The sequence below is a fragment of the Photobacterium sp. GB-210 genome (assembly GCF_003026075.1).
GTDB lineage: Bacteria > Pseudomonadota > Gammaproteobacteria > Enterobacterales > Vibrionaceae > Photobacterium.
The window spans coordinates 344753-360588 of sequence record NZ_PYNU01000002.1 but is presented as its reverse complement, the minus strand read 5'-3'; the positions used below and the strand labels follow the sequence as shown (position 1 = coordinate 360588).

Genomic DNA, 15836 nt, shown 5'->3' with positions numbered 1-15836 from the left:
GCCTTTTTATTATCTGTCTCATCTCACCATCAACTGCGATATAATCATTTAAGATTTACCACTACTATCAGTAAAGTATGACTATTTATTTACCAGAGATCGATAGCAGCACTTACCAGTTTCCTCACCCGTCAAACGCCTTATCAGAACCTAATGGGTTATTGGCAATGGGAGGAGATCTCAGCCCCAAACGCTTACAAACCGCCTATCGTGAAGGTATTTTCCCTTGGTTTTCGGAAGGTGAACCTCTTCTCTGGTGGAGTCCTACCCCTCGTGGCGTTTTTCACCCACATACCTTTATGCCAAGTAAGAGCCTGAAAAAGTTTTTCCGTAAATCAGGCTATACCGTCACGATTAACAAGGCATGCCATGATGTGATTCGCCACTGTGCAAGTTGCCGAGGGCCTGAACAAACATGGATCACCGAAGAAATGATTTCAGCCTATCAAAAACTACATACATTAGGTATTTGTCATTCCGTGGAAGTCTGGTCTAATGAAAAACTTATAGGTGGTTTTTATGGTGTTGCAATAGGAACTGTTTTTTGTGGTGAGTCGATGTTTTCATTGGCGGATAATGCATCTAAAATTGCATTATGGCAGTTTTGTCGTTATTTCTCTGAGCTTGGCGGTACATTAATTGATTGCCAGATGATGAATCCACACCTTGAATCCTTAGGCGCAGAAACCTTTGAGCGTTCGCTATTTTTAGACCATCTTTACCAGCAGCGAGATATTATACTGCCAGTAGAAACCTATCTTTCTCACGTATTACCGATTGCACAGGCCTAACCAATGGATCAGTTATCACTACAAATAGGTCTAACACCAGAATCTAATTGCAGTTACTTACCTAATCAAACAGAACGCTTAGGGGTAGTAATAGAGCCACAGTGGCTATCACCCGAAGGCTACGACGTATTAATAGCCTCAGGTTACCGTCGCAGTAGTCGTGCCATTTACAAACCTATGTGTGCTGCTTGCTCAGCTTGTACACCTTTACGTATTGATTGCCAAAGGTTCACACCATCAAGAAGTCAAAAGCGTCAGCAAGCTCAAATGCGAAAGCTGCGCTTTGAATTTAAAACAGAGCTAGATGAAAACTGGTTTGTATTATATGAAAAATACATCCGTCTACGTCATTCCACAGGATCCATGTTTCCAGCCAATAAAGAACAATTTTTTGAATTTGTAACAGCACCTTGGATGGCAACCGCGTTTTTGCATGTTTATGAAGATGAAAAACTTATCGCCATTGCTGTAACGGATGTATTTCCTGACGCATTGAGCGCAGTGTATAGCTTTTTTGAACCAGAGCACTCTCTCTCACTCGGAACCTTATGTGTACTTTTTCAAATAGCATTCTGTCGTCAATCAAAACGTCAATGGCTATATCCTGGATTTCAAATCGATGCTTGTAAGGCAATGAATTACAAAACACGTTTTGTCCCTCATCAAAAACTTATCGATGGTATATGGCAGTAAGTTTGCTTAAATCTAAAGCAATACAAACTGAACACATCAAACAAAAGTCAATTTACGTAGAAAATACGTATTAATCGCGAACAAAAGCTGACAAAGACAACTGGCAAGGGTAAAATTAGCACCTAAACTTTACACTTAAACAGTTTCGAGGCATTATCCAGCCCGATCAAGATGAATGGCTGGTAGCCTAAGAGGATTCAATGGCAAAAGAAGACGTAATTGAAATGGCAGGTACTGTACTAGATACACTACCTAATACAATGTTCCGTGTTGAGCTGGAAAACGGTCACGTTGTTACTGCTCACATCTCTGGTAAAATGCGTAAAAACTACATCCGTATTCTTACTGGTGACAAAGTAACTGTGGAACTGACTCCTTACGATCTAACTAAAGGTCGCATCGTCTTCCGCGCACGTTAATTTTCTTTCAAAATTAACGATGCAGTGAAACCCAGCTAAATGCTGGGTTTTATTTTATCTATCAAATAATCTTTTTACGTAGATAAAAAAACGCCGCAGACTTAGTAGCCTGCGGCGTTCTAGTTTTATAGCATTTCATCACTAATGCGCAGGTTCCATCTCACTACTGAATTGGAAATCAAGCTCATCATTGATAAAGTCAACACGTACAGAACCACCATTCACTAAACAACCAAACAGTAATTCATTCGCCAGCGGCTTTTTCAAGTTATCTTGAATTACACGCGCCATCGGACGAGCACCCATTGATTTATCGTAACCTTTATCTGACATCCAGTTACGTGCACGCTCAGAGACTTCCATCGATACACCACGCGCATCAAGTTGGGCTTGCAGTTCAACAATAAACTTATCTACCACTTGACCAATAACATCTTTCTCTAGGTGGTTAAACCAAATGATATTGTCTAAACGGTTTCTGAATTCCGGTGTAAATACACGTTTGATTTCAGTCATCGCATCATGGCTATGATCTTGTTGAATAAGGCCAATCGATTTACGTACTGTCTCGGTCACACCCGCATTGGTCGTCATAACAAAAATCACGTTACGGAAATCCGCTTTACGACCATTGTTATCTGTTAACGTACCGTTATCCATTACTTGTAGTAGTAGATTAAATACATCAGGGTGCGCTTTTTCAATCTCATCCAGTAGCACTACTGAATGTGGATTTTTGATCACGGCGTCCGTTAATAAACCACCTTGGTCATAACCCACATAACCAGGAGGAGCACCGATTAAACGGCTAACAGTATGACGCTCCATGTACTCTGACATATCAAAACGTAATAGTTCAATGCCTAGCGTACGTGCAAGTTGTACGGTCACTTCTGTTTTACCAACACCTGTAGGGCCTGCAAACAAAAAAGAGCCAACAGGTTTATTCTCAGCACCTAAGCCTGCACGACTGAGCTTAATGGCCTCTGTGAGTACATCAATGGCGTTATCTTGACCAAAGACTAGCATCTTCAGTTTGTCATCAAGATGCTGAAGTACATCTCGATCGCTTGATGAAATCGACTTCTCAGGGATACGTGCCATCTTTGCAATCATGGCTTCAATATCACCCACGTTCACCGTTTTCTTACGGCGATTAGCTGGAGCGAGACGACAACGAGCTCCCGCTTCATCAATCACATCAATCGCCTTATCTGGTAAATGGCGCTCATTGATGTATTTAGCTGAAAGCTCTACCGCTGCACGAATTGCTTTATTGGTAAAACGTACTTCATGGTGCGCTTCATATTTCGGCTTCAAGCCCATTAATATCTTGGTTGTATCATCAAGAGATGGTTCAATCACATCAATCTTTTGGAAGCGGCGTGAAAGTGCACGCTCTTTCTCAAAAATATTGCTGTACTCTTGGTACGTGGTTGATCCCATACAACGTAACTTGCCACTACTTAGCAACGGCTTAATTAAATTTGCAGCATCAACTTGACCACCTGATGCCGCACCCGCACCGATAATAGTGTGGATCTCATCGATAAATAGCACTGCATGATCTTCTTTTTCTAACTGCTTTAAAATTCCTTTAAAACGTTTTTCAAAGTCACCACGATACTTAGTTCCCGCGAGTAGCGAGCCAATATCCAGGGAATAGATCACGCAATCTTTGATAATTTCTGGCACCTGTCCTTCAACAATACGCCATGCTAACCCTTCTGCTATCGCTGTTTTACCGACCCCAGCTTCACCAACCAGTAATGGGTTATTTTTACGACGACGGCATAACACTTGAACGGTGCGTTCCAGCTCTTTATCTCGCCCGATCAATGGATCAATACCGCCCGCTTTTGCAAGCTGATTAAGGTTAGTTGCAAAGTTCTCAAGCTTATCTTCAGAATTTGCTTCTGCGCGCTGCTCTTCGTTATTTCCCATATCTGATGAATTAACATCATCGTTGTCACTGTCTTTTACAGTGCCGTGAGAGATAAAGTTAACGACATCTAGACGACTAATATCACTTTTCTTGAGTAAGTAAGCGGCGTGAGATTCTTGCTCACTAAAAATAGCAACAAGAACATTAGCACCCGTAACTTCACTACGTCCGGATGATTGAACATGGAAAACTGCACGTTGTAAGACACGCTGGAAACTTAGCGTAGGTTGTGTTTCACGGCTTTCGTCATCAACCGGAATTAATGGCGTAGTTTGTTCAATAAAGGAATCAAGTTCACGACGCAATTGGTCTAAATCAGCGCGGCACGCTAATAAAGCCTCTTGAGCTGCTACATTTTCTAATAGAGCCATCAATAGATGTTCTACAGTCATAAACTCATGGCGCTTTTCTCGCGCACGGGCGAATGCACCGTTTAGGCTCGCTTCAAGTTCTTTGTTTAGCATAAGGCACCTCCCCTAAAAACCACTAAAAATGGCGTGCCGGAAAAAGATTATGCTTTTTCCATAGTACACAACAGCGGATGTTCATGTTCGCGTGCGTACATCATTACTTGTGCTACTTTTGTTTCTGCTACCTCTGCCGTGAAAGTTCCGCAAATAGCTTTGCCTTCATAATGTACAGCTAGCATTAACTGAGCAGCTTTCTCCAGATCCATGGAGAAGAAAGTTTGTAACACTTCTATCACAAAATCCATCGGTGTGTAATCATCATTATTCAAAATTACTTTGTACATCGATGGTGGCTTAACCTGAATCTCTTCCTCTTCTAAAATATCGGAGTCAGGGCTAATCCATTCGTATAACTTACTCATAGTTTCATCTTAGTTCATTAGTTCACAAGCTGGCTATAGAGAAGCCAACAAAAAAGATTTTATCAAAATGTTACAAAGAACACTTGACTGACTTGCTCTTTTTACTAAAGTGTTACCTGTAGTAGATATAATCTGCATCAAAACGCATTAGTATGCAAATATTCAAATGTATTGGTATATAGCTAATGCCAAATGGAAGTTGAATGCAAGAGGGATGTAATAGCATGGCAACAGGTACAGTGAAATGGTTCAATAACGCCAAAGGCTTTGGTTTCATCTGCCCTGAGGATGGAGAAGATGATATCTTCGCCCACTACTCTACAATCCAGATGGAAGGATATAGAACACTTAAGGCGGGACAACAAGTTAACTATGAAGTGCAAACAGGCCCCAAAGGCTATCATGCTAGCGAAATCATCCTCGCTGAAGGTGATGAAGCTAAGTAATCTTGTATCTACCACATTGTGTATAATAAAGGTGAGTTTCTCTCGCCTTTAATTTTTAGTCCCTTCTATCTCAACATCTACCGCATTATTAACAGACAATAATAATAATGTGTTTACTTGTCTATGATCCAATGCCTCAATGGACATTAAAAGTACACCCACCACATGGTTATTCGCTAATCTTGTTCTGTACCAGAGAAATATACCAACATATTATGAATAAAAAGTGCATGACTAAAAAAGCACTCCCCACCGCTCAAATACAAACATATTTTTAACAATTTTCCTGCTCTGTTTTCATCATATGCGAAATAATCAGCGATGAAAACCATTGACTCATAGCCAAATATCACCTTTGAGAAGTTAAGCACGAACCATTATTCTGAATGCCTAACAAGCAGACAAACTGTGTTTTTTGCATACAAAAAAGCCCAGCAGTGCTGGGCTCATATCTATATGTAATGATTAAATTACATTTGTTCAATCATATCATCAGCAAATTCAGAACACTTACGTAATGTTGCGCCATCCATTAGACGCTCGAAATCATAAGTCACTGTTTTGTTGCTAATCGCAGCTTCCATTGAACTAATAATTAGATCTGCAGCTTCAACCCAACCTAGGTGACGCAGCATCATTTCTGCAGAAAGGATAAGTGAACCAGGGTTTACTTTATCCTGACCTGCGTACTTAGGTGCAGTACCGTGCGTTGCTTCAAATAATGCAATGCCATCACCAATGTTTGCGCCAGGTGCGATACCAATACCACCAACCTGTGCTGCAAGTGCATCAGAAACGTAATCACCGTTTAGGTTCATCGTTGCAATAACATCGTATTCAGCAGGGCGAAGTAGGATTTGTTGCAAGAATGCATCAGCAATACAATCTTTAACGATGATTTCTTTACCCGTATTTGGATTCTTTAGAGTCATCCATGGGCCACCATCAAGTAGTTCAGCACCGAACTCTTGTAGCGCAACTTCGTAACCCCAATCTTTGAAGGCACCTTCGGTGAACTTCATGATGTTACCTTTGTGTACCAACGTTAGTGAGTCACGATCGTTATCGATTGTGTATTGAATTGCAGCACGAACTAAACGCTTAGTGCCTTCTTCAGATACAGGCTTGATACCTACACCACATTGTTGTGGGAAACGGATTTTAGTTGCACCCATTTCTTCTTGTAGGAATTTAATTACTTTATCCGCTTCAGCAGTGCCCGCTTGGAATTCAACACCCGCATAGATATCTTCAGAGTTTTCACGGTAAATAACCATGTCAGTTAGCTCTGGTTGCTTAAGTGGGCTTGGAACACCATCAAAGTAACGAACAGGACGAGCACAGATGTATAAATCTAGCTCTTGACGTAATGCTACATTCAGTGAGCGAATACCACCGCCGACAGGTGTTGTCAGTGGGCCTTTGATCGCTACTTTATATTCACGGATAAAGTCTAATGTTTCTTGAGGTAACCAAGCATCTTCACCGTAAATCTGTGTAGACTTTTCACCTGTGTAGATTTCCATCCACTCAATTTTACGATCGCCAGCGTAGGCTTTCTTTACAGCTGCATCGACAACTTTAATCATTGCAGGGCTTACATCAACACCAATACCATCACCTTCAATGTAAGGAATGACTGGGTTGTTAGGAACGACCAATTTACCATCAGAATCTAGGGTAATTTTCTGACCTTCAACTGGTACAACTACTTTACTATCCATTTTAATCTCCTAGCGTCCATTTGTTATCTTTTTGTAAGATGCGAGCAAATCATACTTGAAATTTTAACGGTACGCCAATTGTGTTATTTTCACGTATAATAGACCTGTCTATACTACAAATCTCCATTACGGCAGTATTTATGAAGCCAAATACCATGATTCGTCAACCTAAACGTGCCAATAATGAGCGCAGGGCATCAAGAAAATTAAATAAACCGAAGCGAGCTCGCGGTCCACAAAAGATCATTTTATTTAACAAACCCTTTAACACTTTGACCCAGTTTTCTGGTGAACCTGGTGACAGTACACTTGCAGACTTTATTCCAGTAAAAGATGTTTACCCTGCTGGACGCTTAGATAAAGACAGTGAAGGTTTGTTAGTTTTAACCAATGATGGTGTGTTACAAGCTAGGTTAACGCAGCCCAAATCAAAGCAAGCAAAAGTGTATTGGGTACAAGTTGAAGGCGCACCAACAGAAGCTAATCTGCAAGCTTTACGTGATGGCGTAGAATTAAAAGACGGCATGACACTGCCTGCAGGTGTTGAAGTCATTGAATCACCAATGGTATGGGATCGTAATCCCCCCATTCGCGAACGTAAAAACATTCCAACGACATGGCTTGCTATTACACTAAAAGAAGGGCGTAATCGCCAAGTTCGCCGTATGACCGCGCATATCGGCCATCCAACATTACGCCTAATTCGCCATCAAATGGCACAATGGACGGTCAATGATCTTGCACCTGGTGAGTGGCGAGAGGTCACATTAGCCACCAGTGAACAATTGTAAACGCTGCTATTTATCTGTGTGATTGTTTCTTCTCTCAAATCACACAGATTACCAACTAAAATGTAAAACACTCTTTCTCTTCAAAAAAACTACACATTCATCACTATATCTATTATTATCGACCTAAATAGCAAACGTTTGCGCAACTAGAAAAACAGTCTACTTATACTTTATATTCACGGCTTATTTGGCTATTACCCATTGTATTAGTAGTGATTTTTTAATTTCAGCAATGATACAAGACAGCGCATTGCGCTATGTCACTTATTTATTGAAGTGTGATTCTGCTCTCGATCTGTTTCAGCTCAATGCTTTCTGTTAGAATTACGCTCTTAACACTAAATTAGCGACTGAAGAGAAATATGTCAGATAACAGCCAAAAGAAAGTCATTGTCGGCATGTCCGGCGGCGTAGATTCATCGGTATCCGCTTACCTACTCCTTCAACAGGGTTATCAAGTTGAAGGCTTATTTATGAAAAACTGGGAAGAAGACGATAACGACGAATACTGCTCTGCTGCAGAAGATCTCGCTGATGCACAAGCTGTATGTGACAAGCTGGGTATTCCTCTGCACACCATTAACTTTGCAGCAGAATACTGGGATAACGTTTTCGAGTACTTCCTAGCTGAATACAAAGCCGGTCGTACACCAAACCCAGATATTCTATGTAATAAGGAAATCAAATTTAAGGCATTCCTTGAATTTGCAGACGAAGTACTTGAAGCTGATTACATTGCTATGGGTCACTACACCCGTCGTAGCTTCCCGACAGCGGAAGGCGATAAACCACAAATGTTACGTGGTGTAGATAACAACAAAGACCAAAGCTACTTCTTGTACACCTTAAGTCACGAGCAGATCGCACGTAGCTTATTCCCTGTTGGTGAACTCGAGAAACCAGAAGTTCGTCGCATTGCAGAAGAGCAAGGCTTAATTACAGCGAAGAAAAAAGATTCAACAGGTATCTGTTTTATCGGTGAGCGTAAATTCACTGAGTTCTTAGGCAAATATCTACCCGCTCAGCCAGGTAAAATTGTTACCGCTGACGAAGGGAAAGAAATTGGTGAACACCAAGGCTTGATGTACCACACCCTAGGCCAACGTAAAGGCTTACATATTGGTGGTCAAAAAGGTGGTAATGGTCACGAAGATGCATGGTATGTGGTTGATAAAGATGTTAAAAACAACCTATTGATTGTTGGCCAAGGCAAAGATCACCCGCGCCTAAAGTCAAACGGTTTAATTGCGAAGCAATTGCACTGGGTTGATCGTCAACCAATTCGTGAAACAATGGCTTGTACGGTGAAAACACGTTACCGCCAGCAAGACATTCCTTGCACCATCATTCCTGTGGATGATGAAACCATTAAAGTGATTTTTGATGAGCCTCAAATTGCAGTTACTCCAGGTCAATCCGCGGTATTTTACAACGGTGAAATCTGCCTAGGTGGCGGCATTATTGAAGAGCGAATTTAAAGGAGTTTCACCGTGGCTTACACTGTTTATGATCGAACAATCGCCTTTGCTGGTATTTGCCAAGCGGTAAAACTGGTTCAGGAAGTTGCCAAGAATGGTAGCTGTGACAACGATATTCTAGCCGCAACATTAAATAGTATTGTTGAAACAACACCAAACAATACTATTGCTGTCTATGGAAATGAAGAAAACCTACGCATGGGCTTAGAGTCCATGGTGCGTGATATCGACAATAGCACGTCAGGTAGTGAAATTACTCGCTACTTAGTCAGTGTGATGGCATTAGAACGTAAGTTGGAAAGTCGTCGAGATAGTATGTCTCAGCTTGGTGATCGCATTGATATGCTTAAACGCCAGCGTGATCACTTCGAGCTACTTGACGAGCAAATGCTCAGTAATATCGCGAGTGTTTACCTCGATATTATTAGCCCACTTGGCCCTCGTATCCAAGTATCAGGCACACCTGCGCAATTACAACAATCTCACGTACAGCATAAAGTCCGTGCATTATTACTAGCGGCTGTTCGTGGTGCGGTACTGTGGCGTCAAGTCGGCGGCAAACGTCGCCACCTATTGTTTGGTCGTAAACAAATGATCGAGCAAGCAAAAATCTTGCTTGCGCGAAACTAAAAGCGACGATGTAAATATTCATAACATCTAGCTTTGGCTAATCCCTTAGCTAGATGAACAAATTGTTTTAACCCTTATAAATCAGGAGAGACCCAATATGGAACTGTCAGCATTGACTGCTGTTTCCCCAGTAGATGGCCGATACGGAAGTAAAACAAGCGCACTACGCAGCATTTTCAGTGAATTTGGTCTGCTAAAGTACCGCACAATCGTTGAAATCCGTTGGTTACAAAAATTAGCCGCTACTGACGCTATTGTGGAAGTTCCTGCATTCAGCCCTGAAGCTAACGCATTCTTAGATCGTGTTGCCGCTGAGTTTAGTGAAGAAGATGCATTACGCATTAAAACGATTGAGCGTACAACAAACCACGATGTTAAAGCGGTTGAATACTTCTTAAAAGAAAAAGTAGCTGAAGTGCCAGAGCTTCACGCTGTTAACGAATTCATCCACTTTGCATGTACTTCTGAAGATATTAACAACCTTTCTCACGCGCTTATGCTGACAGAAGCACGTGAAAAAGTGATGCTACCAGAAGTACGTAACGTGATTGATGCGATCAAAGATCTAGCAAATCAATTCCGTGATATTCCAATGCTTACTCGTACTCACGGTCAGCCAGCTTCTCCATCTACAATGGGTAAAGAAATGGCTAACGTGGCGTATCGTATGGAACGTCAATACAAGCAAATCGAAAACGTTGAAATTCTTGGTAAGATCAACGGCGCTGTAGGTAACTACAACGCTCACCTTTCAGCTTACCCTGAAATCGATTGGCACCAATACAGTGAAGAGTTCGTGACCTCTCTAGGTATCACTTGGAACCCTTACACAACACAGATTGAACCACACGATTACATCGCAGAGCTATTTGATGCATTCGCACGATTCAACACAATTCTTCTAGACTTTGACCGTGACGTTTGGGGCTACATTGCACTAGGTCACTTCAAGCAGAAGACGATTGCAGGTGAAATCGGCTCATCAACCATGCCGCACAAAGTTAACCCAATCGACTTTGAAAACTCTGAAGGTAACCTTGGCCTAGCGAATGCTATCTTCGGTCACCTAGCACAAAAACTGCCTGTTTCTCGCTGGCAGCGCGACCTAACTGACTCAACAGTACTTCGTAACCTAGGGGTAGGTTGTGGTTATGCAATTATTGCTTACACATCAACACTGAAAGGCATTAGCAAGCTAGAAGTTAACGCTGATGCGTTAGCAGCAGAGCTTGATAAGAACTGGGAAGTATTGGCAGAGCCTGTACAAACAGTAATGCGTCGTTACGGTATCGAAAAGCCATACGAGAAGCTAAAAGAGCTAACTCGTGGTAAGCGTGTTGATGGCGAAGGTATGCGTGTATTCATCGATGGTCTTGACCTACCTGAGCATGAAAAAGCACGTCTAAAAGAGCTAACACCAGCAAACTACATTGGTGATGCTGTTAAGCTAACTGACAAGCTATAATGTCGTTCTAAACGGGATTAAAAAAGGCGAGAAGGGTGACCTTTCTCGCCTTTTCTTTATCTCGAATTTATCCATTAGACTTCCGTGAACATCACCAAACCACGTCGGTTCAATACATTAGCTTTTAAACAGTGTCCTTTCACGATGGGATTCTTCTCACCAAAATATTTCACTTCAAACTGATAATGACTTTCATCAATTCGCACTTTTATATAGCTTTCAATCGCATGTGAACGACGCAGCGATAAAGCTTCATTATAGCTATCACTCCCTTGATAATCGGTATGACCTGTAATTAAGATATCTTCTTAAAGTGACTGAATTTTAGTAAAAAAAACATCTAACTATTTAATGTCTTCTGATTTTAAAACCGCTTTAGCGAGATCAAAGACAAATATATTTTCTTATCTTCCGCTATTGCTTGCGGTTTAAGTACTGAAATTTAATGGCCAATCGGTTTTCATTACTATCAATCAACGTCGTGTTTGCGAGCATAATGTACAGAAGAATATCACGGCAGATTGCATTGAAGTCACAATGAATGAAAGCTTAAGCAATGCGTTAAAACGCGCTGTGTATATTCTGTATCAAAATAAGAACATCACAGAGCAACTGAAAAATTACCAATAAAAAAGCGGTTTCTATATAGAAAGCCGCTTTTTGTAATTAAACACAATTTACGCTACATGTAAGCATGACACCGCATGAACATCGTTACCTTTTAGTTGCGGCTGTTGCTCTGCACACAATGATGTGGCATTTGGGCAACGGGTTCTAAATACGCAGCCTGAAGGGGGGTTCATTGGTGACGGTAAATCCCCTTCAAGCAATTCGATATGCTTGTTACGTTCCAATTCTGGATCTGGGATTGGCACAGCAGACATTAATGCCTTGGTATAAGGGTGCTGAGGCTCGGCAAACAGGGCTTCACTTTCCCCCATCTCAACCGCATTACCTAAGTACATCACCAACACACGATCAGAGATATGCTTCACAACCGAAAGATCATGAGCAATAAAAATCAAACTAAGACCCATCTCTTTTTGTAACGATTTAAGTAGATTAACTACCTGAGCCTGAATCGATACATCAAGTGCTGATACCGGCTCGTCACAAATGATCATTTTAGGTTTTAAGATCAATGCCCGCGCAATACCAATACGTTGACACTGCCCGCCAGAAAATTCATGAGGATAACGGTTAATCACGTTAGGTAATAAACCCACTTTAGTCATCATCGCTTGTACTTGCTGCTTTACATCATCAGCTGAAAGCTTTGGATAAAACGCTTTTAATGGCTCTGCAATAATTTCACCCACCGTCATACGTGGGTTTAATGATGCTAATGGATCTTGAAAGATCATTTGAATTTCTTTACGCTTCTCTCGTAAAGCTTCACGCTTCAACTTTGTCAAATCTTGACCAAGCCAGACCACTTGCCCATCCGTTGCTTCAACTAAACCAATAACAGCACGAGCAAAAGTGGATTTACCACAGCCAGACTCACCCACTACACCGAGTGTTTCACCTTCATAAATACGAATATTAATGCCATCAACGGCTTTTAATTTAAGTGGCGGTGTCCATGGCCAAGCAGATTTTGCTGCAATGTTGAAGTGAACTTTAAGATCATTTACATCTAATAATAATTTCTTTTCTGTGCTCATTACCATGCCCTCATATCAGAAAAACACGCGCGTAAACGACCATCATCGAACGGAGTTAAGATCGGCGACTCTTGTTTACAACGTGCTGATACACGATGACATCGATCTTGGTATGGACACCCCGTAGGTAAACGTAATAAATTCGGCGGATTTCCAGGAATAGTTGGTAACTCCTCCCCTTCAGTATCTAAACGAGGGATAGCACGCAATAAACCTTCGGTATAAGGATGGCTTGGTTGATAGTAGATATCATTGATCTTACCGTATTCCATCGTTCGACCGGCATACATCACAAGTACTTTGTCACAGCTCCCCGCGACGACACCAAGATCGTGAGTGATCATTATGATTGAAGTATTAAAATCTTTCTTCAAATCATTCAGTAATTCCATGATCTGTGCTTGAACGGTTACATCAAGTGCTGTTGTCGGCTCATCAGCAATCAACAACTTAGGACGACACAATAACGCCATTGCGATCATCACACGCTGGCGCATACCGCCTGAAAATTCATGCGGGTACATGCCAATCCGTTTACGTGCTTCTGGGATCTTAACCGCATCCAACATGCGAACAGACTCTTCAAACGCTTCAGACTTACTCATGTTTTTGTGCAGCATTAATACTTCCATGAGCTGATCGCTCACTTTCATATAGGGATTTAGCGATGTCATCGGGTCTTGAAAAATCATCGCGATTTGTTCTGCACGAATTTTATTCAGCGCCTTTTCAGGCATATTTAAAATTTCATTACCTTCAAATTTAGCACTACCACTGATCTTACCGTTCTTCGCCAGTAGCCCCATGATGGCAAAAACGGTTTGGCTTTTACCTGAACCTGATTCACCTACAATACCCAAGGTTTCTCCAAGGTTCAGCGAGAAATTAAGATCGTTAACCGCAGTAACAATACCGTCAGGCGTGGTAAATTCGACACGCAGATCTTTTACATCTAATAAGCTCATATTACGTCCTTATAATGAAGCAAGCTGATCAACTTTATTGTTCTAGCAGCATGTGTTGCCAGCCAGCTTCATCCAGTTATCTATCTTTTGGATCCAATGCGTCACGTAGGCCGTCACCCACGTAGTTAAAACAGAACAGTGTCACAACCATGAAACTTGCAGGGAATATCAACTGCCAAATAGCCACTTCCATTGTTTGTGAACCTTCTTGTAGTAAAGCACCCCAACTTGTCATTGGTTCCTGTACCCCTAAGCCTAGGAAGCTAAGGAAAGATTCAGTCAGAATCATTGACGGAACAAGTAACGTTGAGTAAACCGCCACAATACCTAAGACGTTAGGCACAATATGGCGAGTGATAATACGCCAGCGACTCACGCCACAAACATGGGCTGCTTCAATAAACTCTTTGCCACGTAAAGACAGGGTTTGACCGCGAACAATACGGGCCATGTCGAGCCATGAAATGGCACCAATCGCAATAAATATCAACATGATGTTACGACCAAAAAACGTCACTAAAACAATCACGAAGAACATAAATGGGATTGAATATAAAATCTCTAGAATACGCATCATCACACGGTCAGTTCGACCGCCTATGAATCCCGATGCGGCACCATATAGCGTACCAATCACCACCGCGACTAATGCACCTAAAATACCGACCATCAGTGAGATCCGCCCACCAATCAGGGTTCGAGTATATAAGTCACGGCCTAAACTATCAGTACCAAAAAAGTGCCCTTCAGCACCGAGTGATGGCGCGGCATGTAGCGCATACCAGTCAGTATCATCAAACGCATACTGGCTAAACATTGGACCGAAAATAACAGCAAAGGTAATTAAGAATAAAATCGCTAAAGAAATCATTGCCGCTTTATTTCGCATGAAACGCACACGCGCATCTTGCCAAAGACTACGGCCTTCAATTTCCAAGTTTTCTGAAAAGTTCTCTAAGGCTTCTACACTATCTTTTTTCATTAACATCATAATTATTAGCCTCTTAGTAACGGATCTTAGGGTCAATTGTTGCGAGAACAATATCCACAATGGCGTTAAAGATAATGGTTAATGAACCAATCAAAATAGTAATACCAAGTACTAACGAATAATCACGGTTAAACGCTGCATTTACGAATAGCTTACCAATACCCGGTAAACCAAAAATGGTTTCGATAACGACAGAACCCGTAATGATGCCAACGAAAGCAGGCCCCATATAAGAAACAACAGGAAGAAGTGCAGGCCTTAAAGCGTGTTTAATGACGATGTAAGGGTAACTTAACCCTTTCGCACGCGCAGTACGAATGAAGTTACTGTTTAACGTTTCAATCATGCTACCACGAGTAATACGGGCAAACGTGGCGACGTAGAGAAGCGCCATACCAAACATCGGTAGCAACACAAATTTTGTAGAGCCGTCTTGCCAACCACCCGCAGGTAGCCACTGCAACTTAATCGAGAATATGTAGATAAGAACCGGTGCGAGAATGAAGGACGGCATAACCACCCCCGCCATCGCTGTCGACATAATTGTATAATCGAGCCAGGTATTTTGTTTCAACGCCGCAATAGTGCCAACAGCTACCCCCATCACTAACGCAAAAATAAAGGCGAAGAAGCCAATTTTTGCCGATACAGGTAAGGCTTTTGCCACCAACTCGTTAACAGTGAAATCTTTGTATTTAAAAGACGGACCAAAATCACCTTGGACAATATTGCCAAGATAGGTGGTGTATTGCTCTAAAACTGGTTTATCTAAGCCGTATTTCGCTTCGATATTTGCCATAACCTCAGGTGGAAGAGGACGATCACTTGAAAAAGGATTACCTGGTGCAAAGCGCATCAAGAAGAAAGAAATTGTGATCAATACCAATAAAGTCGGTATGGCTTCTAAAATCCGTTTAGCTATGAATTTAAACATAAACGCTACCGTGTAATTGCTGTGAGTGCAAAAGCAGCCTTCATTCCCCGAAGGCTGCATATTAT

General features: G+C 41.7%; 16 protein-coding genes. 8 read left to right on the top strand and 8 right to left on the bottom strand.

Features of this window, described 5'->3' with window-relative positions:
* Window positions 1-77 precede the first annotated feature (77 nt).
* The 3 genes from aat (at window position 78) to infA (ending at window position 1903) form a co-directional block, all read left to right on the top strand.
* Entirely contained in the window at window positions 78-791 is a 714-nt protein-coding gene (aat, locus tag C9J38_RS05285) for a leucyl/phenylalanyl-tRNA--protein transferase (RefSeq protein ID WP_107206171.1), read from the top strand.
* Between the two features lie 3 nt (window positions 792-794).
* On the top strand, window positions 795-1484 hold the full coding sequence (locus C9J38_RS05280; RefSeq protein WP_107206170.1) for an arginyltransferase: 690 nt from the start codon (window positions 795-797) through the stop codon (window positions 1482-1484).
* 200 nt (window positions 1485-1684) lie between these two features.
* Window positions 1685-1903 carry a translation initiation factor IF-1 gene (gene infA / locus C9J38_RS05275; protein WP_005368778.1) on the top strand — a complete coding sequence of 73 codons (219 nt, stop codon included), beginning with the start codon at window positions 1685-1687 and terminating at the stop codon, window positions 1901-1903.
* 141 nt (window positions 1904-2044) lie between these two features.
* Here infA and clpA read toward each other — a convergent pair whose 3' ends face one another.
* Together clpA and clpS are read right to left on the bottom strand one after the other, a co-directional pair.
* Complete coding sequence (gene clpA / locus C9J38_RS05270; protein ID WP_105059833.1) at window positions 2045-4312, bottom strand: ATP-dependent Clp protease ATP-binding subunit ClpA; 2268 nt, start codon at window positions 4310-4312, stop codon at window positions 2045-2047.
* A gap of 47 nt (window positions 4313-4359) precedes the next feature.
* The gene (clpS, locus tag C9J38_RS05265; protein WP_006646582.1) at window positions 4360-4680 is read right to left on the bottom strand and encodes an ATP-dependent Clp protease adapter ClpS; all 321 of its coding nucleotides are present in this window, start codon (window positions 4678-4680) and stop codon (window positions 4360-4362) included.
* 224 nt (window positions 4681-4904) lie between these two features.
* Between clpS and cspD the strand changes: the two genes are divergently transcribed.
* A complete protein-coding gene (cspD, locus tag C9J38_RS05260) occupies window positions 4905-5126 on the top strand; it encodes a cold shock domain-containing protein CspD (RefSeq protein WP_005368784.1) in 222 nt (73 codons plus the stop codon).
* A gap of 470 nt (window positions 5127-5596) precedes the next feature.
* Here cspD and icd read toward each other — a convergent pair whose 3' ends face one another.
* Window positions 5597-6850 carry an NADP-dependent isocitrate dehydrogenase gene (gene icd / locus C9J38_RS05255; protein ID WP_107206169.1) on the bottom strand — a complete coding sequence of 418 codons (1254 nt, stop codon included), beginning with the start codon at window positions 6848-6850 and terminating at the stop codon, window positions 5597-5599.
* 140 nt (window positions 6851-6990) lie between these two features.
* Between icd and C9J38_RS05250 the strand changes: the two genes are divergently transcribed.
* The 4 genes from C9J38_RS05250 (at window position 6991) to purB (ending at window position 11214) form a co-directional block, all read left to right on the top strand.
* A complete protein-coding gene (locus C9J38_RS05250) occupies window positions 6991-7641 on the top strand; it encodes a pseudouridine synthase (RefSeq protein ID WP_107206168.1) in 651 nt (216 codons plus the stop codon).
* A 362-nt stretch (window positions 7642-8003) separates the two neighbouring features.
* Window positions 8004-9119 (top strand): tRNA 2-thiouridine(34) synthase MnmA, encoded by a 1116-nt coding sequence (gene mnmA / locus C9J38_RS05245; RefSeq protein WP_107206167.1) that lies wholly within the window; start codon window positions 8004-8006, stop codon window positions 9117-9119.
* A gap of 12 nt (window positions 9120-9131) precedes the next feature.
* Window positions 9132-9749, top strand: a complete 618-nt coding sequence (gene hflD / locus C9J38_RS05240) for a high frequency lysogenization protein HflD (protein ID WP_005368793.1) — start codon at window positions 9132-9134, stop codon at window positions 9747-9749.
* Window positions 9750-9846: 97 nt separating this feature from the next.
* A complete protein-coding gene (purB, locus tag C9J38_RS05235) occupies window positions 9847-11214 on the top strand; it encodes an adenylosuccinate lyase (protein WP_107206166.1) in 1368 nt (455 codons plus the stop codon).
* A 74-nt stretch (window positions 11215-11288) separates the two neighbouring features.
* Here the strand turns inward: purB and C9J38_RS21975 are convergent, their stop codons facing one another.
* From C9J38_RS21975 to oppB, 5 genes are all read right to left on the bottom strand, one after another.
* The gene (locus tag C9J38_RS21975; protein WP_304588854.1) at window positions 11289-11510 is read right to left on the bottom strand and encodes an OmpA family protein; all 222 of its coding nucleotides are present in this window, start codon (window positions 11508-11510) and stop codon (window positions 11289-11291) included.
* Window positions 11511-11891: 381 nt separating this feature from the next.
* Window positions 11892-12881, bottom strand: a complete 990-nt coding sequence (oppF, locus tag C9J38_RS05225) for a murein tripeptide/oligopeptide ABC transporter ATP binding protein OppF (protein ID WP_107206165.1) — start codon at window positions 12879-12881, stop codon at window positions 11892-11894.
* Window positions 12881-13846 carry an ABC transporter ATP-binding protein gene (locus C9J38_RS05220; protein ID WP_107206164.1) on the bottom strand — a complete coding sequence of 322 codons (966 nt, stop codon included), beginning with the start codon at window positions 13844-13846 and terminating at the stop codon, window positions 12881-12883. The genes oppF and C9J38_RS05220 overlap by 1 nt, the downstream gene beginning before the upstream one ends.
* A gap of 76 nt (window positions 13847-13922) precedes the next feature.
* The gene (gene oppC / locus C9J38_RS05215; protein WP_107206468.1) at window positions 13923-14834 is read right to left on the bottom strand and encodes an oligopeptide ABC transporter permease OppC; all 912 of its coding nucleotides are present in this window, start codon (window positions 14832-14834) and stop codon (window positions 13923-13925) included.
* A gap of 16 nt (window positions 14835-14850) precedes the next feature.
* Entirely contained in the window at window positions 14851-15771 is a 921-nt protein-coding gene (oppB, locus tag C9J38_RS05210; protein ID WP_107206163.1) for an oligopeptide ABC transporter permease OppB, read from the bottom strand.
* Between the last annotated feature and the right edge of the window lie 65 nt (window positions 15772-15836).